Consider the following 26,367-nt stretch of genomic DNA (forward strand, 5'->3'; position numbering starts at 1 on the left):
ACGAGAAAGGAGAAGGGCGAAGCGCCCCTCACCCCAACCGCTTCGTCAAGGTGTACTCCGTGATCCCCGGCGGGTAGTCCGGGATCACGCAGACCACCTCGTAGCCGCGCTTCTTGTAGAAGGTCGGGGCCTGGAAGTCCCAGGTTTCCAGGCGGGAGGCCTGGCAGCCGCGGGTGGTGTGGGCCGTAAGTTCCGCCTCCGTCAGGAGGCGTGAGCCCAGGCCCGTGCCTCGGGCGCCCTCGTCGACCCAGAGGTACGTGACGTGGAGCCAGGTCGCCCATGTGTGGCCCACGAGGCCGCCCATGAGGGTGCCCCTCTCGTCGAGGGCCCAGATGTGCAGGGGCGTCTCCCGTTCGCCGGGGGTGCCGCGCAGCTCGCGCAGGACCGGTGAGGCCGCCGTGTTGGTGGCCCGCAGCCGGGAACGCAGCAATTGGGCCCGTTCTTTGTCGACTTCTGTCTCGATACGAAACATGCGGCTCACCATAAACGCGTTCGTCGGCCAGTTCTGCAAATTGCCTTCCGCTCCTGCCCTCCGGCCCTACCCTGATGAACAGCACCGGTGGGGGCCGGTGCTGATCAGGGGGCGAGACAAGTCGGGTACGACGCCCGGAGTGGGGGTAGCGGTTCAGCACGGCGGCGGCCGTGCGGCTACGGCGCCCCGTCCCAGGTGTAAACCGGGGTACATTCCGGGCGCCGTACCCGCGCCGGTCGTCCCCCGACCAGTGGGGGTTTCAGTGGTTCGCATCCGAGTCCTGGTCGTCGACGACCACCGCATCTTCGCCGAGTCGCTCGCCGCGGCCCTCGCCGCCGAGCCCGACGTCGACGTGTCCGCGGCCGGCAGTGGCCCCGCCGCGCTGCGCTGTCTGGATCGCGCGGCGGCGGAAGGACGGAAGTTCGACGTGCTCCTCGTCGACGCCGACCTGGGCGGGCACGGTCTGCCACCCGGCACCGGCACCGGCATCGGCACCGGCATACGCCCCGGTCACGCCTCCGGAGGCCCGGGCACCGGCGTAGGCGCCGCCCCAGGTCCAGGCCCAGGCTCAGGTCCAGGGGCGAGCGCCGGCGTCGCGAACGGCTTGCGGTACGGGCCCGGAGCGGCTGTCGCCGGCGCCGGCCGCTCCGGGCCCGTCGCCGCCGTCTCCGGGCCGGTGCCCGTACAGGACGGCGGTGAGGACGGGCTCGTCGACGGCATATCCCTCGTCGCGGGCGTCCGGTCGGGGCAGCCGAGCGTACGGACCGTCGTGCTCGCCGAGAAGGACGACCCGCGCCGGGCCGCGCTCGCCCTTCAGGCGGGAGCCTCCGGATGGGTCGCCAAGGACTGCTCGCTGTCGCGGCTCCTCACCGTCATCCGCGGAGTGCTGCGCGACGAGACGCATCTGCCGCCCGCCCTCCTCACCGGCGTGCTGCGGGAACTGACCGCCGCCCGCAAGCACCGCACGGAGAGTGAGCGGCTCGTAGAGTCCCTGACACCGCGTGAGCGGGAAGTGCTTCGGTGCATGGTGGCGGGGCTGGGGCGCAAAGCCGTCGCTGAGCGCCTGTTCCTGTCGCCCCACACTGTCCGCACCCATATGCAGAACGTCCTCGGCAAGCTGGGCGTCCACAGCACCCTCGCCGCCGTCGCCCTCGCCCGCCGGGCCGGCGTCGGGCCCGTCGACCTAGCCGGGGATGTTGTCGAACGGGGCGGTCAACTGGCGTAGCAGTCCCGCCAGTTCGCCTCGCTGGGCGCGTGACAGCTCGGCCAGGATCGCCCGTTCCTGGTCGAGGAGTCCGGCGAGCGCCTGGTCCGCCCGGTCCCGGCCCTCGTCCGTCAGCCGGACGAGGACGCCCCGCCGGTCGCTGGGGTCCGGCAGCCGCTCGACCAGGCCCTTCTTCGCCAGCCGGTCGATGCGGTTGGTCATCGTGCCCGAGGTCACGAGTGTCTGCGTGAGCAGTTGCCCCGGGGAGAGCTGGTACGGCGTACCCGCGCGCCGCAGCGCCGTCAGCACGTCGAACTCCCAGGGCTCCAGTTGGTGCTCGGCGAACGCCAGCCTGCGCGCACGGTCGAGATGCCGGGCCAGTCTGCTCACCCGGCTGAGTACTTCAAGCGGCTCCACGTCGAGGTCGGGGCGCTCCCGGCGCCACGCTGCGACCAGCCGATCGACCTCGTCCTCCATGGCGATCAGTGTAGTGGTTGTGTCGATGTGAAGTCTCTTGGTGTCGAGAGGATTGTTGTCGAGATTCTTGACATCGAGATACTTACCCCAGGACAGTGGTGGCACAGTGCGGCGGTGATCGCCGAGTGACGAGGAGGTAGCCCGACCATGCCCCCCACCACCCCCACCTGGGACCCCCAGCAGTACCTGCGCCACGCCGGCCACCGGGCCCGTGCCTTCGTCGACCTGCTCGCCCATGTGCCCGAGCCGCCCGGCGGTGACCGCCCCCGGATCGCCGACCTCGGCTGCGGTCCCGGCAACGTCACCCAGCTCCTCGCCGACCGCTGGCCCGGCGCGCGCGTCACCGGCTACGACAACTCGCCCGAGATGCTCGACAGGGCGCACGTCGAGTACGAGGGGCCCACGCCAGGCGGTGGCCGGATCGACTTCGCCGCCGCCGACCTGCGTACGTGGGAGCCCGCCGAACCGTTCGACCTGATCGTCAGCAACGCCACCTTCCAGTGGGTGCCCGGGCATCTCGAACGCTTCCCGGTCTGGGTGGACGCCCTCGTGCCGGGCGGCACCTTCGCCTTCCAGGTCCCCGGCAGCTTCGACTCGCCCAGCCACCGCCTGATGCGGGAGTTGGCGCGTTCCGACCGGTGGCGGGACCGCCTCGGCGAGACCCTCCGCCACGACGACGCCGTCCACACGCCCGCCGCGTACCTGACCGCGCTCGCGGACCTCGGCTGCGAGGTCGACGCCTGGGAGACGACATACGTCCACCTCCTCCAGGGCGAGGACGCCGTGCTCGACTGGGTGAAGGGGACGGGGCTGCGGCCGATCCTCACCGAACTCGGCGACGACGCCGGCCCCTTCGTCGCCCAGTACCGCACCGCCCTCCGCGAGGCATATCCGGCCACCCCGCACGGCACGCCCTTTCCCTTCCGCCGCATCTTCGTCGTGGCCCGGAAGCCGGAAGCCGGGAGCGCGGGGTGAGAGGGGTGAGGGGTGAGGGGGCGAGGCGGGGCCCGCCGAGTGGATGTTGTGCAGAATATTGACGGCAGGTAGGTCCACGCCTACCTTCGCGGTGTTGCTCCCTCGTTCCCCCCTCGCTCCAGGGAGACCCGCATGCCCCCGTCCCCCCTCCCCGTCCCCGGTCCCGCCGAACAGGCCGAGCGGACCCGGCAGTTGCGGCGAGTCGCACTGTCCGGGCTGCTCGGTACCGCCGTCGAGTTCTACGACTTCCTCGTGTACGGCACGGTCGCCGCCCTCGTCTTCGGCGAACTGTTCTTCCCGGGCGCCGACCCCGCCGTCGGCACCATCGCGGCGTTCGGCACCTTCGCCGCCGGATACGTCGCCCGACCGCTCGGCGGCATCGTGTTCGGGCACTTCGGCGACCGGCTCGGCCGCAAGTCGATGCTGCTGCTCACCATGGGCCTCATGGGCGGCGCCAGCTTCCTCATCGGGCTGCTGCCCACCTACGACACCATCGGCGTCTGGGCCCCCGTCCTCCTCATCACCCTGCGCGTCCTCCAGGGCGTCGCCATCGGCGGTGAATGGGGCGGCGCCACCCTCATGGTCGTCGAGCACGCCGGCGAGAAACGGCGCGGCCTGTGGTCGAGCTTCACCCAGATGGGAGCACCGCTCGGCTCCCTGATGTCCTCGCTCGTCGTCACCCTCGTCGTCACCATGCCCCGCGACCAGTTCGCGGCCTGGGGCTGGCGCGTCCCGTTCCTGCTCAGCGTCGTCCTGCTGGCCGTCGGTCTGTTCGTACGGCTGAAGGTCGTCGAGAGCCCGCTCTTCGCGGCGGTCAGGAAGGACCGGGCCGAAGCGCGGATGCCGCTGCTCGACGTGCTGCGCCGGCCCCGCGCCCTGGTGCTGGCCGCCTGTGTCGGGATCGGCGCGTTCACCGCGCAGTCGCTGCTCACCAGCTACCTCATCGCCTACGCGACCGGCATCGGCTACGCCCGCCCGCAGGTCCTCACCGCCCTCACCGTCTCGGCGTCCGTCGCGCTGGTCGTGCTGCCCGCCGCGTCCGCGCTCTCCGACCGGGTCGGCCGACGCCCGGTCGTGCTCGCCGGGGCCGTCACGTCCGCCGCGCTCGCCTTCCCGGTGCTCGCGCTGGTCGACTCCGAGTCGCCCGGGCTGCTGATCCTCGCGGTCGTCCTGGGCCACGGCATCGCCCAGTCGGTGATGTACGGGCCGCTGGGCGCGCTCCTCACCGAGATGTTCGGCACGAGGGTCCGCTACACGGGCGCGTCGCTGGGCTACCAGCTCGCCACGCTCGTCGGGGCCGGGTTCTCACCGATGATCGCGGGGAGCCTGGTGGCGGCGAACGGGGGCTCCAGCACACCCATCTCGCTGCTGGTGTGCGGGGGCGCGGCCGTCACCGCGGTGACCGTGTGGTTCGTACGGGAGACCCACCGGGACTCGCTCGGCGACGGGACGGTTCGGGGGAGCGCCGTGAAGGAGGAGGTGGCCTCGTAGCGGGGGCCTCCCCGGCCCCGCCGTACCCTTACCGCTGTGGAGGACGAGATCCTGGACGTCGGTGTCGCCGGCTCGCCGCAGCCGCGGCCGCAGTCGCTCGTGCTGGCCTTCTTCGGCAACCACGTGCTCGACCGGGGCGAGGGCGACCTCGGGGTGTACTCGGGGAGCATCATCGACGTCCTCGGACGGGTCGGCACCGGCGAGCAGGCGGTGCGCTCGACGCTGACGCGGATGGTGAACCGGGGGCTGCTGTGCCGCCAGCGCGAAGGGCGCAAGATGTTCTTCGGCCTCACCCCGCACGCGAACGGCATCCTGCGCGACGGCGGACAGCGCATCTGGCGCGACGGCGCCGTCAACGAGGACTGGGACGGCACCTGGACCCTCCTCGGCTTCTCCCTCCCCGAGTCCTGGCAACGGCAGCGCCACGACCTGCGCTCCCGGCTCACCTGGTCAGGATTCGGGGCGCTCTACAGCGGGCTGTGGATCGCGCCGGGACGCGTCGACGTACGGGAGATCGTCTCGGAGCTGGGGCTCGACGCCCATGTGAAGGTGTTCCACGCGCGCGCCGACGAGTTCACCGACATCGGGCTGATGATCCGCGAGAGCTGGGACCTGGAGGCCCTCGCCGCGCGGTACGTCGCCTTCGACAAACGCTGGACCACCGCGGACCTGGCCGCCGCCGACCCCATCGCCACCCGGCTGCGGCTGGTCGCGGAGTGGCTGCGGATCATCCGCACCGACCCCCGGCTGCCGGTCCGGCACCTGCCGGGGGAGTGGCCCGCGCGGCAGGCCCAGGAGACGTTCCGGCGCATCGCGGAACAGACGGCGGGGCCGGCGGGGCGAATGGCGGCGGAGGTCCTGGAGACGACGCCGCTTCGCTCGGGTCCGACCGACGGAGGGTGAGGCGGTGCCGACGCCGGGAGAATGCGAGGTGGCATTCGCCCAAGGGGGTGGGGTGTGCGGTCTCTCGCGGGTGCGGGTCCGTCGTGGCTTGTCGCGCAGTTCCCCGCGCCCCCGAAGACTCCGCAGTTCCCCGCGCCCCCGAAGACTCCGCTCCGCAGTTCCCCGCGCCCCCGAAGACTCCGCGGCTCCCCGCGCTGCCGAGGCGCTGCCCGCTTCCCCGGGCCCCTGGAGAACAGCGCCCCGACGACCGCCCAGCCCCCCCGGCCTCGAAACGATCCCTAGCTCTTGCGGTGGCCGATCAGGCGGGGCTTCTGTTCCAGGCCGTCCAGGCCGTGCCATGACAGGTTCACCAGGTGCGCGGCCACCTCCGCCTTCTTCGGGCGGCGTACGTCCAGCCACCACTGGCCGGTCAGGGCGACCATGCCGACCAGGGCCTGGGCGTACAGCGGGGCGAGCTTGGGGTCGAAGCCGCGGCTCTTGAACTCACGGCCGAGGATGTCCTCCACCTGCGTGGCGATGTCCGAGATCAGCGAGGCGAAGGAACCCGTCGACTGCGGGATCGGCGAGTCACGGACCAGGATGCGGAAACCGTCCGTGTACTCCTCGATGTAGTCCAGGAGCGCGAAGGCCGCCTGCTCCAGCAGCTCACGCGGATGGCCGGCCGTCAGCGAACTCGTCACCATGTCCAGCAGGCGCCGCATCTCCCGGTCCACCACCACCGCGTACAGGCCCTCCTTGCCGCCGAAGTGCTCGTACACCACCGGCTTGGAGACCCCCGCCTTCGCGGCGATCTCCTCCACCGACGTGCCCTCGAACCCCTTCGCGGCGAAGAGGGTGCGGCCGATCTCCAGCAGTTGCTGACGGCGTTCGGCGCCCGTCATCCGGGTGCGGCGAGCACGCCGCGGCTTCTCATTGCTCGGGGTGCTGCTGGAGTCGGTCGCCACGGCGTCAATCATGCCGCCTCGGCGGGCGCCTTCCGGTGCCGGGAGCCGTCCTCACCCGTGTTACGCCTGGAATCGATACGCGAGCGTGACGGCCAGCGCACGTCATAGGCCCACCCCAACTGTTCGAACCACCGGATCAGCCGGGCGGAGGAGTCCAGCTGGCCCCGTTCGACGCCGTGCCGGGCCGAGGTCGGGTCGGCGTGGTGCAGGTTGTGCCAGGACTCGCCGCACGACAGGACCGCCAGCCACCACACGTTGCCCGAGCGGTCGCGGGACTTGAAGGGGCGTTTGCCGACCGCGTGGCAGATCGAGTTGATCGACCACGTCACGTGGTGCAGCAGGGCCACCCGGACGAGTGAGCCCCAGAAGAACGCGGTGAACGCGCCCCACCAGGACATCGTCACCAGGCCCCCGATCAGCGCGGGCAGGGCGAGAGAGACCATCGTCCACAGGATGAACTGGCGCGAGATCGTCCGCAGCGCCTTGTCCTTGATCAGGTCCGGGGCGTACTTCTCCTGCGGGGTCTGCTCCTCGTCGAACATCCAGCCGATGTGGGCCCACCACAGGCCCTTGATCAGCGCCGGAACCGTCTCGCCGTAGCGCCACGGCGAGTGCGGGTCGCCCTCGGCGTCGGAGAACTTGTGGTGCTTGCGGTGGTCGGCCACCCAGCGCACCAGCGGACCCTCCACGGCCATCGACCCCGCGATCGCCAGAGCGATCTTCAGCGGGCGCTTCGCCTTGAACGAACCGTGCGTGAAATGCCGGTGGAAGCCGATCGTGATGCCGTGGCAGCCCAGGTAGTAGAAGAACACCAGCAGGCCGAGATCCAGCCAGCTCACGCCCCAGCCCCAGGCCAGCGGGACCGCCGCCAGCAGTGCCACGAACGGGACGGTGATGAAGAGGAGCAGCGTGATCTGCTCGATCGAGCGCTTCTGCTCGCCGCCCAGCGTCGCCGAGACAGCGGGGGAGTCGGGCGTCGCGGAGCCCGGGGAGTCGTTCGCCTTCGGGGCGTCTTCGATCACATCGGAACTTGTGGTCATGGGGGCGTCCCCTAGGGGGTCGAGGGTGGAGAAGGGGGAGTGCCTGTCGGCGACAGGCTGCGCGGGCCGCCTTACGGCATTCCCTACGGTTCCGTAACCTACGGCATCGTAAGTATGTCAGCGCGTCGCCCGGCGGCAAGAGCCCATCCGCATCGCGTCCCGGAGCCGAGTGGACATCTGCCGCCCCAGCACACAAAACACCGGCTTCCGGTCCCCGAATCTGGCACTCAGTGCCGTACATCGGGCACCTGGCGGCCTGCGCGTGACACCGGCCACCTATCCTGGTGTCGGTCGGACAGCGCGGTCCGCTTCTGAATCCTGCCCGGATGCCAAGCCCACCAAGCGGCGCCTGCACCTCCTCGAGTCGCTGGGCCGCCCTCCGGGTTCCCTCCCAGACGAGCTTCAACACTGCAAGGAGCCGCACCTGTGAGCAGTGCCGACGACCAGACCACGACGGTCAGCAGTGAGCTGCGCGCCGACATCCGGCGCCTGGGCGATCTGCTGGGCGAAGCCCTCGTACGCCAAGAGGGTCCCGAACTCCTGGAGCTGGTCGAGCGCGTCCGCCGCCTGACCCGCGAGGACGGCGAAGCCGCCGCCGAACTGCTGCGCGGCACGGAACTGGAGACCGCCGCCAAGCTCGTACGGGCCTTCTCCACCTACTTCCACCTGGCCAACGTCACCGAGCAGGTGCACCGGGGCCGCGAACTCAGGGCACGCCGTGCCGCCGAGGGCGGCCTCCTCGCCCGAACGGCCGACCGCCTCAAGGACGCCGACCCGGACCACCTGCGCGAAACGGTCAGGAACCTCAACGTCCGCCCCGTCTTCACCGCACACCCCACCGAGGCCGCGCGCCGGTCGGTACTCAACAAGCTCCGGCGCATCGCCGCGCTCCTGGAGACCCCGGTCCTCGAATCCGACCGCCGCCGCCACGACACCCGACTGGCCGAGAACATCGACCTCGTCTGGCAGACCGACGAGCTGCGCGTCGTCCGCCCCGAACCGGCCGACGAGGCCCGCAACGCCATCTACTACCTGGACGAGCTGCACGCCAACGCCGTCGGCGACGTCCTGGAGGACCTCACCGCGGAACTGGAACGCGTCGGCGTCCAGCTCCCCGACCACACCCGCCCCCTCACCTTCGGCACCTGGATCGGCGGCGACCGCGACGGCAACCCCAACGTCACCCCCCAGGTGACCTGGGACGTCCTCATCCTCCAGCACGAACACGGCATCAACGACGCCCTCGACCTCATCGACGAGCTGCGCGGCTTCCTGTCCAACTCCATCCGCTACACCGGAGCCACCGAGGAGCTCCTCTCCTCCCTCCAGGCCGACCTCGAAGCCCTCCCCGAGATCAGCCCCCGCTACAAGCGCCTCAACGCGGAGGAGCCCTACCGCCTCAAGGCCACCTGCATCCGGCAGAAGCTGGAGAACACCAAGCAGCGCCTCGCCAAGGGCACCCCGCACGAGCCCGGCCGCGACTACCTCGGCACCAGCGAACTCCTGGGCGACCTCACCCTCATCCAGACCTCGCTGCGCGAGCACCGCGGCGGCCTCTTCGCCGACGGCCGCATGAACCGCACCATCCGCACCCTCGCCGCCTTCGGCCTCCAGCTCGCCACCATGGACGTCCGCGAACACGCCGACGCCCACCACCACGCCCTCGGCCAGCTCTTCGACCGCCTCGGCGAGGAATCCTGGCGCTACGAGGACATGCCCCGTGAGTACCGGCACAAGCTCCTCGCCAAGGAGCTCCGCTCCCGCCGGCCCCTCGCCCCGACCCCGGCGCCCCTCGACACCGACGGCGCCAAGACCCTCGGCGTCTTCGAGACCGTCAAGAAGGCCCTGGAGGTCTTCGGCCCCGAAGTCATCGAGTCGTACATCATCTCCATGTGCCAGGGCGCCGACGACGTCTTCGCCGCCACCGTCCTCGCCCGCGAGGCCGGACTCATCGACCTCCACGCCGGGTGGGCGAAGATCGGCATCGTGCCGCTCCTGGAGACCACCGACGAGCTCAAGGCCGCCGACACCATCCTGGAGGACATGCTCGCCGACCCCTCCTACCGGCGGCTCGTCGCCCTGCGCGGCGACGTCCAGGAGGTCATGCTCGGCTACTCCGACTCCTCCAAGTTCGGCGGCATCACCACCAGCCAGTGGGAGATCCACCGCGCCCAGCGCCGCCTGCGCGACGTCGCCCACCGCTACGGCGTCCGCCTGCGTCTCTTCCACGGCCGCGGCGGCACCGTCGGCCGCGGCGGCGGCCCCTCCCACGACGCGATCCTCGCCCAGCCCTGGGGCACCCTCGAAGGCGAGATCAAGGTCACCGAACAGGGCGAGGTCATCTCCGACAAGTACCTCGTGCCGTCCCTGGCCAGGGAGAACCTGGAACTGACCGTCGCCGCGACCCTCCAGGCGTCCGCCCTGCACACCGCGCCCCGCCAGTCCGTCGAGGCACTCGCCCGCTGGGACGCCGCCATGGACGTCGTCTCCGACGCCGCCCACGCCGCCTACCGCGCCCTCGTCGAGGACCCGGACCTGCCGACGTACTTCCTCGCCTCGACGCCGGTGGACCAGCTCGCCGACCTGCACCTGGGCTCCCGGCCCTCCCGCCGCCCCGGCTCCGGTGTCTCCCTCGACGGCCTGCGCGCCATTCCCTGGGTGTTCGGCTGGACCCAGTCACGGCAGATCGTCCCCGGCTGGTTCGGCGTCGGCTCCGGCCTCAAGGCGCTGCGCGAGGCCGGCCTCGACACCGTCCTGGAAGAGATGCACGAGCAGTGGCACTTCTTCCGCAACTTCCTCTCCAACGTCGAGATGACGCTGGCCAAGACCGACCTGCGGATCGCCCAGCACTACGTCGACACCCTCGTCCCCGACGAGCTCCGCCACGTCTTCGACACCATCAAGGCCGAACACGAACTCACCGTCCGCGAGGTCCTGCGCGTCACCGGAGAGGAGAAGCTGCTCGACGCCAACCCCGTCCTCCAGCAGACCTTCTCCATCCGCGACGCCTACCTCGACCCGATCTCCTACCTCCAGGTCGCCCTCCTCAAGCGGCAGCGCGACGCGGTCGCCGCCGGAGAGACCCCCGACCCGCTCCTCTCCCGAGCCCTCCTCCTCACCGTCAACGGCGTGGCGGCGGGCCTGCGCAACACCGGCTGACCCCGCACACGGAAGAACGGTGCCCCCGCGGTCCTACGACCACGGGGGCACCGTCGTGTGTGCTCAGGGCTGTGTGCTCAGGGCTGTGTGCTCGGGATCGTGTGCTCAGGGGCCGCCGGCCTCGCCGTGTGCTCCCGGGCGGACGGCGTCACAGGGCCACCCAGGCCGCCGTGATCAGGGCCAGTCCCGCACCGCCCAGCACCCACGCCGAGCGACGCATCCGCAGCCCGCCCGCCACGACCACCGACGCCAGCAGCAGCGCACCACCGAGCGGCACCCACGCGTGCAGCAGACCCGCCGGTCCCGTCCGGACCACATCACTGCTGCCCGGCTTCACGACGACCGAGTACGTCTCCCCCGTGCTCACGGCCACCGAGTGCTCGATGCTCACCCGCTGCCGGGCCGTCGACCCCGCCGACACCGGCTCGTACGGCCCCCAGCAGACCGACCCGTCGCACCGGGACACCGTCATCGTGCCCTGCTCGCGCCCCTTGCTCAGCATCACGTGCTGGGCGCACCCCCAGGAACCCCACACCCCGGCGACCAGGATCACCAGCGCCACGACTCCCATCGCCGCGAGCCGCCCGTACCGCAGCGCGCTCGACGCGTGCCCCTTGCGCGGCAGCGCACGGGCGCGCCGCGAACGGGAAGCGGAGGCATGGCTGGCAGGCATGGCCGGGATCATTGGCCATGGCACCGCGGTCGGTCAACTCCCCGGGCCAACTCGGACGAGAAAGCAATCAGGACTTGTCCCGATCCCTCCCCAAGGCACCCCTCAGGAGTTGTACGTCCCCTGTGCCCGCTCCAGCCCCTCGATCACCAGGCACTCCACCGCGTCCGCCGCCCGGTCCACGAAATAGTCCAACTCCTTGCGCTCCGCCGACGCGAAGTCCTTCAGCACGAAGTCCGCCACCGGCATCCGACCCGGCGGCCGCCCGATCCCGAACCGCACCCGGTGGTAGTCCGAGCCCATCGCCTTCGTCATCGACTTCAGCCCGTTGTGACCGTTGTCACCACCGCCCAGCTTCAGCCGCAGCGTCCCGTAGTCGATGTCCAGCTCGTCATGGACGGCCACGATGTTCCCCACCGGCACCTTGTAGAAGTCCCGCAGCGCGTTCACCGGACCACCGGAGAGATTCATGTACGACATCGGCTTCACCAGCACCACCCGCCGGCTCATCGGCCCCGGCGGACCGATCCGCCCCTCCACGACCTGCGCCTGAGCCTTCCCGGCCCGCTTGAACCTCCCCCCGATCCGCTCGGCCAGCAGATCCACCACCATGAACCCGACGTTGTGCCGGTTCATGGCGTACTCGGGCCCGGGATTCCCCAACCCGGCGATCAACCAGGGGGCAGCGGGATCGGTCGTCACGTCCATGTCTCCATTCCTACGCGAACCAGCCGCCGCTCCCGCGAGGGAAACGGCGGCTGGACAACTGCCCGGCGGCGGATCAGGCCTCCGCGACCTCTTCGCCCTCGGCGCTCTCCTCGGCCGGCTCCTCCGCCTGCGCGGCCAGAACCTGGAGGACCACCGCGTCCTCCTCGACCGCCAGGGAGACACCCTTCGGCAGCGCGATGTCCTTCGCCAGGACCGAGGCACCCGCCTCAAGACCCTCGACCGAGACGCTGACCGACTCGGGGATGTGCGTGGCCTCGGCCTCGACCGGCAGCGCGTTCAGGACGTGCTCCAGCAGGTTGCCACCCGGCGCCAGCTCACCCTCGGCGTTCACGGGGATCTCGACGTTGACCTTCTCGCCCTTCTTCACGAGCAGCAGGTCGACGTGCTCCAGGAAACCCTTGATCGGGTCGCGCTGCACGGACTTCGGGATCGCCAGCTCGGAGGTCTTGCCGTCGATGTCCAGCTGGATCAGGACGTTCGGCGTACGCAGCGCCAGCAGCAGGTCGTGACCCGGCAGCGTCAGGTGCAGCGGGTCGGAACCGTGACCGTACAGAACACCGGGAACCTTGGAGTCACGACGGATACGACGGGCGGCACCCTTGCCGAACTCGGTACGCGTCGACGCGGTGAGCTTCACCTCGGACATGATCACTCCTCGTAGAGATAGCAACGGACGTGGTCACCCGGCCACGAACGGCCTGCTACGAAGAGCGCGTCGATAACGGACCGCCGAACCCGCGCACAGAACGCGGACGGCCTCCCTCGCCGAGCAACTGCAGCAGTCTACTCGGCAAGGGAGGCCGCACCCAAAACGATCTCTACGGGACCGCTCCGCGATCCCCTACTGCTCGTCGAACAGGCTCGTCACCGAACCGTCCTCGAACACCTCACGCACCGCGTTCGCGATGGTCGGCGCGATCGACAGCACCGTGATCTTGTCCAGCTCCAACTCACTCGGCGTCGGCAGCGAGTTCGTGAACACGAACTCACTCACCTTCGAGTTCTTCAGCCGGTCGGCGGCCGGACCCGACAGCACACCGTGCGTCGCCGTCACGATGACGTCCTCCGCGCCGTGCGCGAACAACGCGTCCGCCGCGGCGCAGATCGTGCCACCCGTGTCGATCATGTCGTCCACGAGGACACAGATACGGCCCTTGACCTCACCCACGACCTCATGCACCGTGACCTGGTTCGCCACGTCCTTGTCACGCCGCTTGTGCACGATCGCCAGCGGCGCGCCCAGCCGGTCGCACCAACGGTCCGCCACCCGCACACGACCCGCGTCCGGGGACACCACCGTCAGCTTGCTCCGGTCCACCTTCGCGCCCACGTAGTCCGCCAGCAGCGGCAGCGCGAACAGGTGGTCCACCGGACCGTCGAAGAAGCCCTGGATCTGGTCCGTGTGCAGATCGACCGCCAGAATCCGGTCCGCACCCGCCGTCTTCATCAGATCCGCGATCAGACGCGCCGAGATCGGTTCACGGCCACGGTGCTTCTTGTCCTGCCGCGCGTAACCGTAGAACGGCACGATCACCGTGATGGAGCGGGCCGACGCACGCTTCAGAGCGTCGATCATGATCAACTGCTCCATGATCCACTTGTTGATCGGAGCCGTGTGGCTCTGGATCAGAAAGCAGTCCGCACCACGCGCCGACTCCTGATAACGCACATAGATCTCGCCATTGGCGAAGTCGAAGGCCTTCGTCGGGACGACCCCGACACCCAACTGCTGGGCGACCTCCTCGGCAAGCTCGGGGTGGGCGCGGCCGGAGAAGAACATCATCTTCTTCTCGCCGGTCGTCTTGATCCCGGTCACAGCACTGTCTCCTCAGAGGTGTCACAGCTGGGCACGGATGACCGCTCAGCTGGGGTGCGGGTGTGCACTTATCACGGTACGCCGTCCCCGACGCACCCGTTTCCGGTCAGCTTTCGCTTTCCGCCTCCCGGGAAGCCGCCTCGGCCGCCTTCGCCGCCGCGCTCCCCGGACGCTTACGGGCCACCCAACCCTCGATATTCCGCTGCTGGCCACGGGCCACGGCCAGCGAACCGGGCGGCACATCCTTCGTGATCACGGACCCGGCGGCGGTGTACGCACCGTCCCCGACCGTGACAGGAGCCACAAACATGTTGTCCGAACCCGTCTTGCAGTGCGAGCCGACGGTCGTGTGGTGCTTCTGCTCACCGTCGTAGTTCACAAAGACACTCGCCGCACCGATGTTCGAGTACTCCCCGATGGTCGCATCCCCCACATACGACAGATGCGGAACCTTCGTCCCCTCGCCGATCGACGCGTTCTTCGTCTCCACGTACGTACCGATCTTCGCCTTCAGCCCCAGACGCGTCCCCGGACGCAGATACGCGTACGGCCCCACCGTCGCCTGCGGACCCACCTCCGCACCGTCCGCCACCGTGTTGTCCACGCGCGCGCCGGCCCCGACCACGGTGTCCTTCAGCCGCGAGTTCGGGCCGACCTCCGCCCCCTCGCCGAGATGCGTGGCGCCCAGCAACTGCGTACCGGGGTGCACCAGAGCGTCCTGCTCGAAGGTCACGGTCACGTCGACCCACGTGGTCGCCGGGTCCACGACGGTGACACCCGCGAGCATCGCCTCGGTCAGCAACCGGTCGTTGAGGATCCGGCGCGCCTGGGCGAGCTGCACCCGGTTGTTGATGCCGGCGATCTCCCGGTGGTCCCCGGCGATCGAGGCACCCACCCGGTGCCCCGCCTCGCGCAGGATCCCCAGGACGTCCGTCAGGTACTCCTCGCCCTGGCTGTTGTCCGTCCGCACCTTCCCGAGCGCGTCCGCGAGCAACTGGCCGTCGAACGCGAACACGCCCGAGTTGATCTCCCGGATCGCCCGCTGCGACTCCGTCGCGTCCTTGTGCTCCACGATCGCCGTCACGGCACCCGAGGCGCCGTCCCGCACGATGCGGCCGTAGCCGGTGGCGTCCGGGACCTCGGCCGTCAGCACGGTGACGGCGTTGCCGTCGGCCGCGTGTGTCTCGGCGAGGCGGCGCAGCGTCGCGCCGGTCAGCAGGGGGGTGTCACCGCAGACGACCACGACCGTGCCGTCGACACCGCCGCCCAGCTCCTCCAGGCCCATCCGGACGGCGTGCCCCGTGCCGTTCTGCTCCGCCTGGACCGCGGTGCGTACGTCCGGGTCGATCCCGGCGAGGTGCGCGGCGACCTGCTCGCGGGCGTGCCCCACGACGACGACCAGGTTCTCCGGGTCCAACTCGCGCGCGGCGGCGAGGACGTGGCCGACCAGGGAGCGGCCACAGATGCTGTGCAGAACCTTGGGTGTGGCCGACTTCATACGGGTGCCCTCACCCGCTGCGAGGACGACGACGGCTGCCGGGCGGGTTGCGCTCACGGGGATGCCCTTCGGCTGTGGATGAGTGGGGTGTGGACATCCGCAGGATACCGGGGGGCTGTGAGGGGGAAATGTGAGCGGGTCCTGACCCGCCTTGCTGGGGTCAGGACCCGAACTGAGGTCTTGTGTGCTGTGGCTCCCGGAGAAGGATTCGAACCCTCATTCAACGGACCAAAACCGTTTGTCCTGCCCTTAGACGATCCGGGATGGTTTGTTCGCTATGTCCGATTTTCTGGATCGGAAGCGACGCCAGCCCCTACTATGCCGTACCAGGCACCCTCCATGCGACGGTACAGGTCGGCGCTACCGAGCACGTAGATGATCAGGCAGCCTCGATACGCCTGGCCGGTGTTCTTCCGCTTCGTCTTCGGGTTGTGCTTCTTGAGGCTGGCTTGCTGGAACGTGGAGGGGTCCACGCCGACCAGTCCGGCCCAGAATGCTTCGGCGTCCGCTACGTTGGCCGACTCGTGGATGCTCACCCGGAAGCGCAGCCGGTCGCGTTCTACGTCGAGTGTTTCGAGCCAGCGAAGAAAGAAGCTGATGACGTTCGGGTCGCTGTTGATGAAGTGCAGTCTCTCGCGGCGGCTGTACGACTTGTCCTTGGCTCCTTCTGCCCAGTAGAGGGCGACGCCCGCCAGGAAGATCTCTCGATCGGACAGCTCGCCGACTGCATGCATGGCGGCAGCTTTTGTCTGTAGACGCTCCTCTTCGCGGCGTCGCAGCGTGGCTTCCCAGCCTCTCCTGGCGATGGCGGAAGCTTCCTCGGTGCTGCGCTTGCGCTCCGGCTTGGGTAGGTCCCGTACCCACAACGAGATCGAACTCTTCGAGCAGCCCAGCTCCACCTGGATCTGGTCGTACGTCCAGCCCTGGGCGCGAAGCTCTCTGGCCTTGACGCGGAGGTCGTCCTTGGCGCGGGGCCGCTTGGTCCATTCCGGAGGGGGTTCGCCCTTCAGGAGGCGGTTGAGGAGGTCGTTGTTGTCGACGTGCAGGCGGTCGCGGATCTGTCGGCGGCTGAGGCCTGCCCGGCGCAAGGTGATCGCTTGGTCCCGCAGGGTCTCGAAGTCGGCGTACTTGCCATGGGGATGTGCCATGGGCTTACCGTCCGGGCGGAATGGGGGGTTCCGGGATCGAACGATGTGCGATTCAGCAGTTCGAGGGATACCGGGTGGTTTCGCTTCTGTTCGATTGGGCCGTGTGGTGTAGGCCAGTACGAGAAACTCGCCGGAAAATCGGGGGCGCTCGAACGTAGGCTGGGGGTATGACCGCGACGGGGGAAGACCGCACCGGGGCCAGGATGGAGGGCCGCCCGGTCGGCCCGTGGTGGTGGGAGCGATGGCGCAGCGCCGTGTTCGACGGGGCGCTGGCGTTGGTGTCGGCGGTCGAGTGTTCGGTGGAGGGTGTCGAGTTCGCCCGGGACGCGGGGCTGCCCTCGTCCGTGGGCGTCGTGTTCGGCGCGCTCGCCGGTTCCGTGCTGCTGGTGCGGCGGATGTGGCCCGTGGCCGTGGTGCTCGTCTTCATCGCGGTCGCGCCCGCCCAGATGGGGTACCTGATGGGGCTCGTCGGGCTCTACACCCTGGCCGCGTCCGAGGCGCCGAGACGGATCATCGGGGCGCTGTCCGGGATGGCGTTCACGGGGGTGTTCATCGTGTGGTTCGTGCAGGCCACGCAGATCACCCGGGGTGAGGACGGCGGGGTGAGCGGGAACGCCGTGGTCGGCGGTGACGAGTGGTTCGCGCTGTTCCTGGCGTTGACGGTGGCGATCGGGCTGACGGCGCCGCCGGTGCTGCTGGGGCTGTACGTGGGGGCCCGGCGGCGGTTGATGGAGAGCCTGCGGGAGCGGGCGGACTCGTTGGAGCGGGAGCTTCAGCTGCTCGCGGAGCGGGCGGAGGAGCGGGCGGAGTGGGCCCGGGGCGAGGAGCGGACGCGGATCGCGCGGGAGATGCATGACGTGGTCGCGCACCGGGTGTCGTTGATGGTGGTGCACGCGGCGGCGTTGCAGGCGGTGGCGCGCAAGGACCCCGAGAAGGCGGTGCGGAACGCGGCGCTGGTGGGGGACATGGGGCGGCAGGCGCTGACCGAGCTGCGGGAGATGCTCGGGGTGCTGCGGTCGGGGGAGGGTTTCTCGACGGTGCGGTCGGCGGAGCCGGCGTCGGTGCCGTTGGCGGCGGTGGGGGCTGCCGCGGCGGCCGCGGCTTCGCGGGCGGAGGACGAGGTGGGGGAGGGGCCCTGTCTCGCCGAGCTGGAGGAGTTGGTGGGGCAGTCGGCGGCCGCGGGGATGGTCGTGGAGCTGTCGGTGGAGGGGGAGGTGCGGGTGTATGCGGCCGAGGTGGAGCAGACGGCGTACCGGGTGGTGCAGGAGGCGTTGACGAACGTCCACAAGCACGCGGCGGGGGCGAAGACGCATGTGCGACTGGCGCACCGTTCGGCGGAGATCGCGATGCAGGTGGAGAACGGGCCGCCGCCGGAGCCGGGGGCGGCGGGTGCCGCGCGGCTGCCCAGTGGGGGGAACGGGCTGCTCGGGATGAAGGAGCGGGTGGCCGCGTTGGGGGGCGTGTTCGTGTCGGGGCCGACCGATGCCGGGGGGTTCCGGGTGTCGGCGGTGATCCCGGCGTAGCGCTCCGCCGCCGTCTTGCGGCCGTCCCGTTGCCTCGGTTGCCCCGTTTTCTCAGTGTGCCGTCAGGCGGGTCGGTGCCGTGCCCGTGAGGAGGGTGGTGAGGGCCGCGTCGATGTGGGGGCCCAGGTACCAGTCGCCGGTGTGGTCGAGGGCGTAGGCGCGGCCCTCGGTGTCGATGGCGAGGAGCGCTCGGGTGGCGGTCTCGTGGCCGAGGGGGCAGACCTCGGTGTCGAGGGCGCGGCCGAGGTCGCCGAGGGTGCGGGCCATGTGGAGGCCGTGCAGGGGGTCCAGGTGGAGGTCGACGGGGGCGAGTTGGCGGCCGGGGCCCTGTGCGGTGAGGTGGAGGCCGCCGAATTCGGCCCACGCCTCGACCGCGGCCGGGAAGACGGCGTGGCGGTGTCCCGCGGGTGAGGTGTGCTCGCGCAGGGTGTCGGCCCAGAACTCGGCCTGCTTTATGTCCCAGCGTCCGGGCTGCCAGCCGGCGGCGCGCAGGGCGGCGTCGACGGGTACGGAGAAGCGCGTGGTGGAGGTGCGGTCGGTGTGCATCTGCCCTTTGTTCGTCGGGGGGTTGGTCGGCGGCTCGGGTGGGGGTCGGCGTGGGTCGTCGAGGGTCTCCTGGTGTCCGGTGCGTGAGGCGTGTGTTTGCTCGCGTAACAGGTGACGTGTCGGGCGGGGCGGTGGTTCCGGGGGGTTCCGGTGAGTCCGTCCGGCTCGGCCGGTTTTCCTCCGGGGGCTTCCCTCAGTACTCCCGGTGAGGTGATCCCGTTCAGTTGCCCTGGGTCGGGTCGACGATGCGGACGCCGAAGTGGGCGCTGAGGGCGGTGCAGGCGCGGCAGGGGGTGGCGAAGCCGCCGTGGAGGGGGTCGCCGTCCTCGCGGATGTGGCGGGTGGTGAGTTTGGCCTGCTTGAGGGCCTTGCGGGCCTCGCCGTTGGTCATGGGTCTGCGGGAGGCGCGCTTGCTGCGGGCCGCGTCGGCGGTGGTGATGTGCCGCGAGATGAGGATGGCCTCGGCGCAGCGGCCGGTGAAGCGGTCGCGTTGCGCGGTGGCGAGGGAGTCGAGGAACTCCTGCACGAGGGGGTGCAGGGGCGGGGCGTGGTCGCCGCGCGCCGCGGTGCCGGTGAGGGTCTCGCCGCGTACGGAGAGGGCGGCGGCGACGGTGGGCAGGATGCCGTCGCGGCGGTGGAGGAGGGCGGGGGCGGGTGCCTGTTCGGCGGTGCTCCAGCCGATGCGTGGGTCGCCCGAGGGTCCCGCCTGCGTGGTGCTCATGATCGTCATCCCCTCCTGTCGCATCCCCCGTCAGCGGACACAGAGTGCCAAATGGCGTGGCCTGTGTGGAAGCTGGGGTTGTGCGACACGCCCGGGCTTAGGCGCACGGTGAGGGTGGTGTGACGGCTGGTCACGGAAGCGGAGGGCCGGTGACCGGGGTCGCCGTACCGCATAGGCTGTCGACAACCGCGATCCCCACGGGTCCCGCGTTCGAGTGCGGGTCCGGGGCGGGTCGGGGAGTGGGAAGGGGCCTTCGACGGGGCCTTTTTCACTGCCAGTGGTCAGTCCGTACAGACGTCAGTACCAGTCAGCCAACACCGTCAGCCAGTACCAGAACAGGTCGACAGAACGCCGCAGGGGGCTACCGCCATGACGACAGGTCGGCTCGGGCAGCAAGCCGCGCCGCCGAACGCGGCCTACGCCGGGCAGGTCGTGCAGTTCCCGGACCCGGTCCGGGCCGCGCGTCATCCGAGGGGTGTCCGTGTGGACGCGCACGGCTATCCGGATTTCTCGCCCTACGCGCGTGCCGCCGCGGAGATCGCCGATCCCCCGGAGGGGTTCGGGGTGGACGAGCTGCGGTTGACGGACTACGTGTCCGCGAACGCGGCGCTGGCGGCGTCGGGGCACGCGTTGTGGGACACGATTCCACCGGTGGCGACGCCGCACGGCTGGACGTGGCACCACGTGGTGGGCAGCCGGCGGCTGGAGTTGGTGCCGGTCGAGGTGAAGGCGCTGCTGCGGCACCACGGTGGTATCGCGACGGCGCGGGTCGACCAGGGCAAGCGGGGCACGCGGCCGTTGCAGGAGACGCGGCCGGCGCACTTCGGGTTGCCGAAGTCGTCGGCGGTGGCGGTGACGGAGGCGCAGGTGCAGGGGGTCGAGGAGGACCTCGGGTACCGGTTGCCGGGCGCGTACCGGTCGTTCCTGAAGGCGGCGGGCGGTTGCGCTCCGGTGGGGGCGGCGCTGGACGCGGAGTTGGGGTTGCTGGTGGACCAGCCGTTCTTCACGGTGCGGGACGAGGCGGCGATCAACGACCTGGTGTATGTCAACAAGTGTCTGCGGGACCATCTGACCAAGGACTATCTGGCGGTGGCGTTCGCGCAGGGCGGGCTGGTCGCGGTGAAGGTGAAGGGCGACCGGATCGGTTCGGTGTGGTTCTGCGCGTATGACGACGCCCGTGACGTGGATCCGTCGTGGCCGCCGGCCGAGCGGGTGGAGCGGTTGCTGCTCCCCGCCGGTGAGGACTTCGACGTGTTCCTGTCCCGGTTGGCGGGCAATCCGCCGGAGTTGGAGACGGTGGCGAATCTGATGGTGGACGGTGGGTTCGCCCGGGCCGTTCCGGTCGCCGCCTCGTCTTCGGTGGGGGAGTGAGTTCTTGATGGTGACGTTCGCTCAGGCGCAGGAGCGCGCCGAGGAGTGGATCAACGGTGATCTGCCCGCGTACCAGCACCGTGAGGTGCGGGTGCGGGAGTTCGACCTGGGGTTCGTGGTGTGGGCGGAGGACCGGGCGGACGGTCCGCGGTCCGACGGCGGTGCCCAGCGGCTGGTGATCGCCCGGGACAGCGGGGAGGCCACGTTGTGGCCGTCGCTGCCGGTGGGTGAGGTGATCCGCCGTTACGAGGAGGAGTACGGGCGGACGGAGGTGCCGCCCGCCGAGGCGCCGGCTCCTCCGGCGCGGGTGGATCTGAACCAGACGTCGTTCCTGCTGACTCCGCCGGAGTGGTTGCAGGACGCGGCGGACCGGATGGGTATCCCGGATCGTCGTTCTGGTGCCGGCTCGGGCGGCGCCGGCGCGTCGGACGGTGCCGGGTCGCGTCCGGCGGCGTCCGTGACCGGCGGTGCGATGCCTCAGACGCTGGCGGGGCCGTCGGGTCCGCCGTCCCCGGCGCCCGCGGACGCGCCGCCGGCCGGTGCCACGCCGTGGCCGGCCGCCGCGTCGGTGGAGGACGAGGTACGGGACGCGGTGCCGCCGCCGAGGGACGCCGAGCCGCAGGACGCGGCGCCGGGTGTGCCGGACGGGGCGACGCCGTGGGCCGGGACGGACACCAACGCCGAGGTCGAGGACGACCGTTCGGTACCGCTGCCGGACACGGTGTTCGCGCCGCAGCTGACCGAGGTGAGCGACGAGGACGACACGCCGCCGCCCAGTGCCCTGCCCGAGGCCAAGACCGCGCTGATCTCCGGCGGCAGTCAGCTTCCGCGGACGGCGGTCGCTCCCGCGCTGGATCCGTCGGGGCAGCCGCAGCCGCAGCCGCAGCCGCAGTCGCAGTCGCCGGCCGGTCCGGGGACCCCGCCGCCGGGTACGCCGTCGTACGGGTATCCGCAGGCCGGCGCGCAGGGGCCGGGTACTCCGCCGCCGGGGCGTCCGCTGGCGCCGCACGCCGGGGACATCGCCGACGCCGCGACGAGCAAGGCGGCGCCGCCTCCGCGCAGGGGTGGTGGGCTGGGTACGCCGCCGCCTCCGCCGGGTGTTCCGGGGGCGCCCGGTGCCCGTCCGGGCGCCACGCCTCCGCCGCCGTCCGCGCCGGGCGCGCCTGGCGCTCCGGGGGCGCCGGCGGGTGCGTATGTGCCGACACAGATGGTCTCCGCCCTCGGCCCGGACGGGCCCGGGGGTGCGCCCGGCGCTCCGGGCCGGCCGGGTGCTCCCGGTGAGCCTGGGGCTCCCGGCGCACCTGGTGCGCCGAATCCGCCGGGGGGTACGCCCGCCGGTGGTGTGCATCACGCGGCGACGATGCTGGCCGGGCCGTCGATCGGCGGTCCGGGCGCGCCGTTGCCGCCGGGCGCGCCCGGTGCTCCTGGTCAGCCGGGTGCTCCTGGTCAGCCGGGTGCTCCTGGTCAGCCGGGTGCTCCCGGTGCGCCGAATCCGCCGGGGGGTACGCCCGCCGGTGGTGTGCATCACGCGGCGACGATGCTGGCCGGGCCCGCCGTGGGCGGTCCGGGGGCTCCGCTGCCGCCGGGGGTTCCTGGCGCGCCCGGTGCTCCGGGGCAGCCCGGGACCCCGCACGGTGGTCCCGCTCCGGTGCATCACGCCGAGACGATGCTGGCCGGGCCCCCGGTGGGCGGCCCCGGCGCCCCCGGCATGCCGCAGCCGCCCGGCCCGCCCGGTATGCCGCCGGGGGCGCCGCAGGGCATGCCCGGTCACCCGGGTCAGCCCGGGCACCCCGGGCACCCCGGGCAGCCGATGGGTGGTCCGCCGGCGTACGGGTATCCGCAGCAGCCGACGGGGCAGCCGACCGTGGGCCCCGGCTACCAGGCCGTCCTGCGGTACCGCGCGCCCGACGGTTCCGAGCAGCAGGTGATCCGGCGTTCCGCGCCGGGCACCCCCCACCCGGAGTGGCAGATCTTCCACGAGCTGCGCGGGCTGAACATTCCGCCGGAGGCGGTGCTGGAGCTGCACACGGAGCTGGAGTCGTGCGAGCTGCCGGGGGCGTACTGCGCGCGGATGATCCGCGAGCAGTGGCCCAACGCGCGCATCACGTCCATCGCCCCGTACGGCAAGGACCACGCGAGCCGGCAGCAGGGCATGGCGCAGCTGCTGGCGCATCAGGGCGAGCTGCACCAGGTCGCGGACGGTCCGGCGCGGCCCGCGCCGGTGCGGGCGCCGTTGCCGCCGGTGCAGCCGGCGCCGCCGATCCCGCCGGAGGCGATCGGGCAGGAGCTGGCGGCGGCGTTCGGGCCGGGGGTGTTCCGGTTCGACCAGCAGGCGGTGTCGCGGCAGGGGGTTCCCCCGATCGTGGCGCACACGCTGGTGGTGGCCGGGCTGCCGGTGGACATGGGTCCGTTCTTCTGGGCGCAGGCCCAGCCGGGCCGTCCGGTGCCGACGCTGGCGGAGCTGGCGCAGGAGCGGGGTGTGCGGCCGGCGGCGGACGCGGGCTCGTACCTGGTGATGGGCAGCGACTTCGGCAAGGCGCTGTGTGTGCAGTACGGCACGGCGAACATCGTGGCGGTACCGGTGGAGGCGGGGCCGGGCGGTGCGCCCGTACCGCCGCAGTTCGTGAACACCGGACTGCCGGAGTTCGCGCGCTGCCTGGCGCTGCTGGGCCGGATGTGGCGGCTGCGGTTCGGGCTGAACCAGGAGCAGGCGGGTCGCTGGACCGTCGACTTCCAGGCGCAGCTGGCCGCCCTGGACCCGGCGGCGCTCGGTTCGCCGGAGAGCTGGTGGTCGGTGCTGCTGGAGCAGATGTGGGACGGCCTGCTGTGAGCCGAGGCTGTAGCTGTAGCCGCTGACGTAGGCGGCGGCGGACATGAGGGGCCGGGCCCGGTCGTGCGACCGGGCCCGGCCCCTCGTTGTTTTCCGCCGTCTCGCGTGACCTGCTTCCGCCGCCCGGCCCTCGCACGGAGTGTCGTGTTGTGAACACGTCTGTCCGGTACCTCAAGATATGCGCGAAATCATCATTTCGTGTGCGTCCGGCGAGAGGTTCCCAGCATGAGCAGCGCACCGGCGGCGCCCCAGGGGTGCGACTTCGACTTCGACGTCGTACGGCGTGGCTACCGCCCCGACCAGGTCGACGCCTGCGCGGCGGCCCTCTCGCAGGACCGTGACGCGGCGTGGGAGCGTGCGGCCCGGCTGACGGTGCTGGCCAAGGAGATGGGCGCGGAGCTGGCCCGGCTGCGGGAGACCGTGGCCGGGCTGCCCCGGCAGACGTACGAGGCGCTCGGGGGGCGGGCCCGGCAGCTGTTCGAGCTGTGCGTCGAGGAGGCGGCGGCGCTGCGGGAGGACGGGCGCGCCGAGGCCCGGCGGCTCGTCGAGGAGGCCGAGGAGGCCGCGCGGCGCGCGCGGGAGGAGGCGCGGGCGTACGCCGACCAGCTGCGCGGTGAGGCGGAGGAGCGGGCCCGGCAGCGGGTCCTCGCGGCGCGGGCCGAGGCGGACGACCTGCGGATCACCGCACGGCTGTCCGTGAAGGAGGGGCGGACCGAGGCGCTGGCGGCGCTGCGGGAGGTGCGGGAGCGCACCGAGGGGATGCTCACCGAGATCGACAAGGAGTTCGCCGAGCGGGTGGCCGGCATCGAGCGGGCGGTCGCCGAACGGGAAGCCGTGTTCGACGCCCGCCACGCGGAGCGGGTCGCCCGCGCGGAGGCCGCCGTCGTCGAGGCGGAGCGGGCCCTCGCCGAGGCGGAACGGCACGCGGCGCAGACGCAGGCGGAGGCGGAGGCCCGTGCCGCCGAGGTGATCGCGGAGGCACGGGTCCGGGAGGAGCGCGTCGCCCGGGACACCGAGCGGGTCCTGCGCGAGCACGCCGAGCGTGAAGAGGGCCTGAAGGTGCAGATGGACTACGTCCGCGACAGCCTCTCGGCGCTCACGGACCAGTAGCCGGTCACCCGCCCTCGTTCGCGGCCCCGCTGCGCACCGCGCCCGCGAGGATCCAGCCCTCCACCGCCTCGTACTGCCTGCGCTGCTGTTCCGCCTTGCCGCGGCCCGACCACACCGTGCCCAGCCAGCCGAACGCGAAGCCCAGCGGGATGGAGACCAGGCCGGTCGTGGTGAACGGGAACCAGTTGAAGTCGGCGCGCGGGAACGCGGCGAACGGTGAACCGGACACCAGGTTCGTGCCGGTCATGAGGACCATGACGGCGAGCGTGCCGCCGATGAGCGTGCACATCAGCCCCGTACGGGTGTAGCGGCGCCAGAAGAGGCCGTAGACCAGGGCGGGGGCGATCGCGGAGGCGCCCAGGCAGAACGAGAGGGTGACCAGCGGCTGGAGGCTGCGGTTCTGGACCAGCGTGGCGAGGACGATCGCGGTGACACCGACGGCGCCCGCCGACAGCCGGGCGATGGTCATCTCGCGGCGGGGCGTGAGGGGCCGGGTGGCGACGGCGGCGAACACGTCGTGGGCCAGGGAGTTCGCGCAGGCGAGGATCATGCCCGCCACCGAGGCGAGGAGCGTCAGGAAGACCGCTGTGGCGACCGTGGTGAACAGCAGTGTCTCCGCGGTGGAGACCTCGGCCCCGAACGCCGCCATCGAGCCCAGCAGATAGGCCGTGTTGCCCTGCGGGTCGGCCGTCGCGATCACCTCGCGGCCGATCAGTGCCGTCGCGCCGAAGCCGATCACCGCGATGATCAGCACGAACAGGGCGACCGACGGCACCGCCCAGGACAGTGAGCGGCGGACCTGGCGGGCGCTGCGCGCGGTGTACATGCGCATGGTGACGTGGGGCAGGCAGGCGCCGCCGAGGACGACGGTCAACTGGGCGCTGATCATGTCGAGATCGGGGTACGGGCCGCCCGAGAACTGGAGCCCGGAGTGGAGGTAGCCGGTGCCGACCCCGCTCTTGTCCGCCGCGGCACCCAGCAGGAGGCCGGGGTCCCAGTCGAACCTGTTGAGGATCAGGACGGCGATGACGCCGCCGGAGCCGAGCAGCATCACGATCTTGATGATCTGGATGAGGGCGGTGCCCTTCATCCCGCCGATCGCCGCGTAGCCGATCATCAACGCGCCGACGACGACGACCACACCGGTCTTCAGGCTGTCGTTGGAGAAGCCGAGGATGAACGCCAGCAGGTCGCCGGTGCCGGCCAGTTGCACCAGCATCATCGGCATCAGCGCCGCGAGCGTCACGACGCACGCGGTGATGCGCACGGCCCGGCCGGGCATCCGCCGGGCCAGCGCGTCCCCCATGGTGAACCGGCCCGCGTTGCGCAGGGGTTCGGCCAGCAGGAGCATCAGCAGCATCAGGGACAGGGCCGTGCTGAGGGCCAGGACGACACCGTCGTAGCCGAAGAGGGCGATGACTCCGCCGGTGCCGAGGACCGTCGCGGCGGAGATGTAGTCGCCCGCGATGGCGAGGCCGTTGCGCATGGGGGAGAGCGAGCTGTAGCCGGTGTAGAACTCGTCGAGGTCGTCCCGGTCGGGGCCGGTCATCACGCACAGCAGCAGTGTCACCGTGGCGACCGCGGTGAAGCCGACGAGGGACATGGCCTGCGCCGATCCGCTGAACTCGGCGACGACACCGGCGGCGGTGGGCAGGGAGGAGGCGGTGGTGATCATCGGGCGGGCCCCCACGAGGAGTTCTGGTTGACGTTCCGTCGGGGGGCGCGGTCGGTGCTCCGGCG

The 26,367-nt window shown here is 71.3% G+C and carries 22 protein-coding genes and 1 tRNA gene; 9 read left to right on the forward strand and 14 right to left on the reverse strand.

The window, feature by feature from the left end:
- Window positions 1-28: 28 nt before the first annotated feature.
- The gene (locus ACZ4Z2_RS04060) at window positions 29-484 is read right to left on the reverse strand and encodes a GNAT family N-acetyltransferase (RefSeq protein WP_468072100.1); all 456 of its coding nucleotides are present in this window, start codon (window positions 482-484) and stop codon (window positions 29-31) included.
- A 250-nt stretch (window positions 485-734) separates the two neighbouring features.
- Here ACZ4Z2_RS04060 and ACZ4Z2_RS04065 point away from each other — a divergent pair, with 250 nt between their 5' ends.
- A complete protein-coding gene (locus ACZ4Z2_RS04065; protein ID WP_468072102.1) occupies window positions 735-1,697 on the forward strand; it encodes a response regulator transcription factor in 963 nt (320 codons plus the stop codon).
- Here the strand turns inward: ACZ4Z2_RS04065 and tamR are convergent.
- Window positions 1,656-2,153 (reverse strand): MarR family transcriptional regulator TamR, encoded by a 498-nt coding sequence (gene tamR, locus ACZ4Z2_RS04070; protein ID WP_055712124.1) that lies wholly within the window; start codon window positions 2,151-2,153, stop codon window positions 1,656-1,658. The genes ACZ4Z2_RS04065 and tamR overlap by 42 nt on opposite strands.
- A 147-nt stretch (window positions 2,154-2,300) precedes the next feature.
- Between tamR and ACZ4Z2_RS04075 the strand changes: the two genes are divergently transcribed.
- The 3 genes from ACZ4Z2_RS04075 to ACZ4Z2_RS04085 all read left to right on the forward strand — a co-directional run bounded on the left by ACZ4Z2_RS04075 (window position 2,301) and on the right by ACZ4Z2_RS04085 (window position 5,522).
- On the forward strand, window positions 2,301-3,128 hold the full coding sequence (locus ACZ4Z2_RS04075) for a trans-aconitate 2-methyltransferase (RefSeq protein WP_468072105.1): 828 nt from the start codon (window positions 2,301-2,303) through the stop codon (window positions 3,126-3,128).
- 132 nt (window positions 3,129-3,260) lie between these two features.
- Window positions 3,261-4,619, forward strand: coding sequence for an MFS transporter (locus ACZ4Z2_RS04080; RefSeq protein WP_468072107.1), 1,359 nt, complete (start codon window positions 3,261-3,263; stop codon window positions 4,617-4,619).
- A gap of 36 nt (window positions 4,620-4,655) precedes the next feature.
- Window positions 4,656-5,522 carry a PaaX family transcriptional regulator gene (locus tag ACZ4Z2_RS04085; RefSeq protein ID WP_468072109.1) on the forward strand — a complete coding sequence of 289 codons (867 nt, stop codon included), beginning with the start codon at window positions 4,656-4,658 and terminating at the stop codon, window positions 5,520-5,522.
- A gap of 278 nt (window positions 5,523-5,800) precedes the next feature.
- Here the strand turns inward: ACZ4Z2_RS04085 and ACZ4Z2_RS04090 are convergent, their stop codons facing one another.
- Both ACZ4Z2_RS04090 and ACZ4Z2_RS04095 read right to left on the reverse strand, forming a co-directional pair.
- Complete coding sequence (locus ACZ4Z2_RS04090; protein ID WP_055539988.1) at window positions 5,801-6,478, reverse strand: TetR/AcrR family transcriptional regulator; 678 nt, start codon at window positions 6,476-6,478, stop codon at window positions 5,801-5,803.
- The gene (locus ACZ4Z2_RS04095; protein ID WP_468072111.1) at window positions 6,475-7,506 is read right to left on the reverse strand and encodes an acyl-CoA desaturase; all 1,032 of its coding nucleotides are present in this window, start codon (window positions 7,504-7,506) and stop codon (window positions 6,475-6,477) included. Before ACZ4Z2_RS04095 ends, ACZ4Z2_RS04090 begins: the two co-directional genes overlap by 4 nt.
- A 426-nt stretch (window positions 7,507-7,932) precedes the next feature.
- Between ACZ4Z2_RS04095 and ppc the strand changes: the two genes are divergently transcribed.
- On the forward strand, window positions 7,933-10,665 hold the full coding sequence (gene ppc, locus ACZ4Z2_RS04100; RefSeq protein ID WP_468072113.1) for a phosphoenolpyruvate carboxylase: 2,733 nt from the start codon (window positions 7,933-7,935) through the stop codon (window positions 10,663-10,665).
- A gap of 148 nt (window positions 10,666-10,813) precedes the next feature.
- Here ppc and ACZ4Z2_RS04105 read toward each other — a convergent pair whose 3' ends face one another.
- The 7 genes from ACZ4Z2_RS04105 to ACZ4Z2_RS04135 form a co-directional block, all read right to left on the reverse strand.
- Window positions 10,814-11,338, reverse strand: coding sequence for a hypothetical protein (locus ACZ4Z2_RS04105; RefSeq protein ID WP_468072115.1), 525 nt, complete (start codon window positions 11,336-11,338; stop codon window positions 10,814-10,816).
- Between the two features lie 102 nt (window positions 11,339-11,440).
- Entirely contained in the window at window positions 11,441-12,043 is a 603-nt protein-coding gene (pth, locus tag ACZ4Z2_RS04110; protein WP_468072117.1) for an aminoacyl-tRNA hydrolase, read from the reverse strand.
- 73 nt (window positions 12,044-12,116) lie between these two features.
- Window positions 12,117-12,710 (reverse strand): 50S ribosomal protein L25/general stress protein Ctc, encoded by a 594-nt coding sequence (locus ACZ4Z2_RS04115; protein ID WP_468072119.1) that lies wholly within the window; start codon window positions 12,708-12,710, stop codon window positions 12,117-12,119.
- Between the two features lie 195 nt (window positions 12,711-12,905).
- On the reverse strand, window positions 12,906-13,880 hold the full coding sequence (locus ACZ4Z2_RS04120) for a ribose-phosphate diphosphokinase (RefSeq protein ID WP_055522386.1): 975 nt from the start codon (window positions 13,878-13,880) through the stop codon (window positions 12,906-12,908).
- Window positions 13,881-13,986: 106 nt separating this feature from the next.
- Complete coding sequence (gene glmU, locus ACZ4Z2_RS04125) at window positions 13,987-15,435, reverse strand: bifunctional UDP-N-acetylglucosamine diphosphorylase/glucosamine-1-phosphate N-acetyltransferase GlmU (RefSeq protein WP_468072122.1); 1,449 nt, start codon at window positions 15,433-15,435, stop codon at window positions 13,987-13,989.
- Between the two features lie 133 nt (window positions 15,436-15,568).
- Window positions 15,569-15,642, reverse strand: a tRNA-Gln gene (locus ACZ4Z2_RS04130).
- A gap of 11 nt (window positions 15,643-15,653) precedes the next feature.
- On the reverse strand, window positions 15,654-16,526 hold the full coding sequence (locus ACZ4Z2_RS04135; protein WP_468072124.1) for a hypothetical protein: 873 nt from the start codon (window positions 16,524-16,526) through the stop codon (window positions 15,654-15,656).
- Between the two features lie 167 nt (window positions 16,527-16,693).
- Between ACZ4Z2_RS04135 and ACZ4Z2_RS04140 the strand changes: the two genes are divergently transcribed.
- Window positions 16,694-18,049 (forward strand): sensor histidine kinase, encoded by a 1,356-nt coding sequence (locus ACZ4Z2_RS04140; RefSeq protein ID WP_468072126.1) that lies wholly within the window; start codon window positions 16,694-16,696, stop codon window positions 18,047-18,049.
- A 51-nt stretch (window positions 18,050-18,100) separates the two neighbouring features.
- Here the strand turns inward: ACZ4Z2_RS04140 and ACZ4Z2_RS04145 are convergent, their stop codons facing one another.
- Window positions 18,101-18,595, reverse strand: a complete 495-nt coding sequence (locus ACZ4Z2_RS04145) for an SUKH-3 domain-containing protein (protein WP_468072128.1) — start codon at window positions 18,593-18,595, stop codon at window positions 18,101-18,103.
- A gap of 220 nt (window positions 18,596-18,815) precedes the next feature.
- The gene (locus ACZ4Z2_RS04150) at window positions 18,816-19,325 is read right to left on the reverse strand and encodes a YwqJ-related putative deaminase (RefSeq protein ID WP_468072130.1); all 510 of its coding nucleotides are present in this window, start codon (window positions 19,323-19,325) and stop codon (window positions 18,816-18,818) included.
- 360 nt (window positions 19,326-19,685) lie between these two features.
- On the opposite strand from ACZ4Z2_RS04150, the gene ACZ4Z2_RS04155 reads away from it, so the two are divergent.
- The 3 genes from ACZ4Z2_RS04155 to ACZ4Z2_RS04165 all read left to right on the forward strand — a co-directional run bounded on the left by ACZ4Z2_RS04155 (window position 19,686) and on the right by ACZ4Z2_RS04165 (window position 24,627).
- Window positions 19,686-20,687: an SMI1/KNR4 family protein gene (locus ACZ4Z2_RS04155; RefSeq protein ID WP_468072132.1), complete on the forward strand. Its 1,002-nt coding sequence runs from the start codon at window positions 19,686-19,688 to the stop codon at window positions 20,685-20,687.
- A gap of 7 nt (window positions 20,688-20,694) precedes the next feature.
- Entirely contained in the window at window positions 20,695-23,517 is a 2,823-nt protein-coding gene (locus ACZ4Z2_RS04160) for an SUKH-4 family immunity protein (protein ID WP_468072133.1), read from the forward strand.
- A 225-nt stretch (window positions 23,518-23,742) separates the two neighbouring features.
- Window positions 23,743-24,627, forward strand: a complete 885-nt coding sequence (locus tag ACZ4Z2_RS04165; RefSeq protein ID WP_468072135.1) for a cellulose-binding protein — start codon at window positions 23,743-23,745, stop codon at window positions 24,625-24,627.
- Window positions 24,628-24,631: 4 nt separating this feature from the next.
- Here the strand turns inward: ACZ4Z2_RS04165 and ACZ4Z2_RS04170 are convergent, their stop codons facing one another.
- A complete protein-coding gene (locus ACZ4Z2_RS04170; RefSeq protein ID WP_468072137.1) occupies window positions 24,632-26,302 on the reverse strand; it encodes a sodium/solute symporter in 1,671 nt (556 codons plus the stop codon).
- Between the last annotated feature and the right edge of the window lie 65 nt (window positions 26,303-26,367).

Source organism: Streptomyces sp. NPDC030183 (assembly GCF_055573455.1).

Coding starts and splice junctions, on each gene's coding strand:
- ACZ4Z2_RS04080 (WP_468072107.1), top strand. CDS start 3,261: ATGCCCCCGTCCCCCCTCCCCGTCCCCGGTCCCGCCGAACAGGCCGAG.
- ACZ4Z2_RS04170 (WP_468072137.1), bottom strand. CDS start 26,302: ATGATCACCACCGCCTCCTCCCTGCCCACCGCCGCCGGTGTCGTCGCC.
- tamR (WP_055712124.1), bottom strand. CDS start 2,153: ATGGAGGACGAGGTCGATCGGCTGGTCGCAGCGTGGCGCCGGGAGCGC.
- ACZ4Z2_RS04105 (WP_468072115.1), bottom strand. CDS start 11,338: ATGCCTGCCAGCCATGCCTCCGCTTCCCGTTCGCGGCGCGCCCGTGCG.
- ACZ4Z2_RS04115 (WP_468072119.1), bottom strand. CDS start 12,710: ATGTCCGAGGTGAAGCTCACCGCGTCGACGCGTACCGAGTTCGGCAAG.
- pth (WP_468072117.1), bottom strand. CDS start 12,043: ATGGACGTGACGACCGATCCCGCTGCCCCCTGGTTGATCGCCGGGTTG.
- ACZ4Z2_RS04090 (WP_055539988.1), bottom strand. CDS start 6,478: ATGATTGACGCCGTGGCGACCGACTCCAGCAGCACCCCGAGCAATGAG.
- ACZ4Z2_RS04145 (WP_468072128.1), bottom strand. CDS start 18,595: ATGCACACCGACCGCACCTCCACCACGCGCTTCTCCGTACCCGTCGAC.
- ACZ4Z2_RS04150 (WP_468072130.1), bottom strand. CDS start 19,325: ATGACGATCATGAGCACCACGCAGGCGGGACCCTCGGGCGACCCACGC.
- ACZ4Z2_RS04095 (WP_468072111.1), bottom strand. CDS start 7,506: ATGACCACAAGTTCCGATGTGATCGAAGACGCCCCGAAGGCGAACGAC.
- ACZ4Z2_RS04155 (WP_468072132.1), top strand. CDS start 19,686: ATGACGACAGGTCGGCTCGGGCAGCAAGCCGCGCCGCCGAACGCGGCC.
- ACZ4Z2_RS04165 (WP_468072135.1), top strand. CDS start 23,743: ATGAGCAGCGCACCGGCGGCGCCCCAGGGGTGCGACTTCGACTTCGAC.
- ACZ4Z2_RS04135 (WP_468072124.1), bottom strand. CDS start 16,526: ATGGCACATCCCCATGGCAAGTACGCCGACTTCGAGACCCTGCGGGAC.
- ACZ4Z2_RS04075 (WP_468072105.1), top strand. CDS start 2,301: ATGCCCCCCACCACCCCCACCTGGGACCCCCAGCAGTACCTGCGCCAC.
- ACZ4Z2_RS04060 (WP_468072100.1), bottom strand. CDS start 484: ATGGTGAGCCGCATGTTTCGTATCGAGACAGAAGTCGACAAAGAACGG.
- ACZ4Z2_RS04160 (WP_468072133.1), top strand. CDS start 20,695: ATGGTGACGTTCGCTCAGGCGCAGGAGCGCGCCGAGGAGTGGATCAAC.
- ACZ4Z2_RS04140 (WP_468072126.1), top strand. CDS start 16,694: ATGACCGCGACGGGGGAAGACCGCACCGGGGCCAGGATGGAGGGCCGC.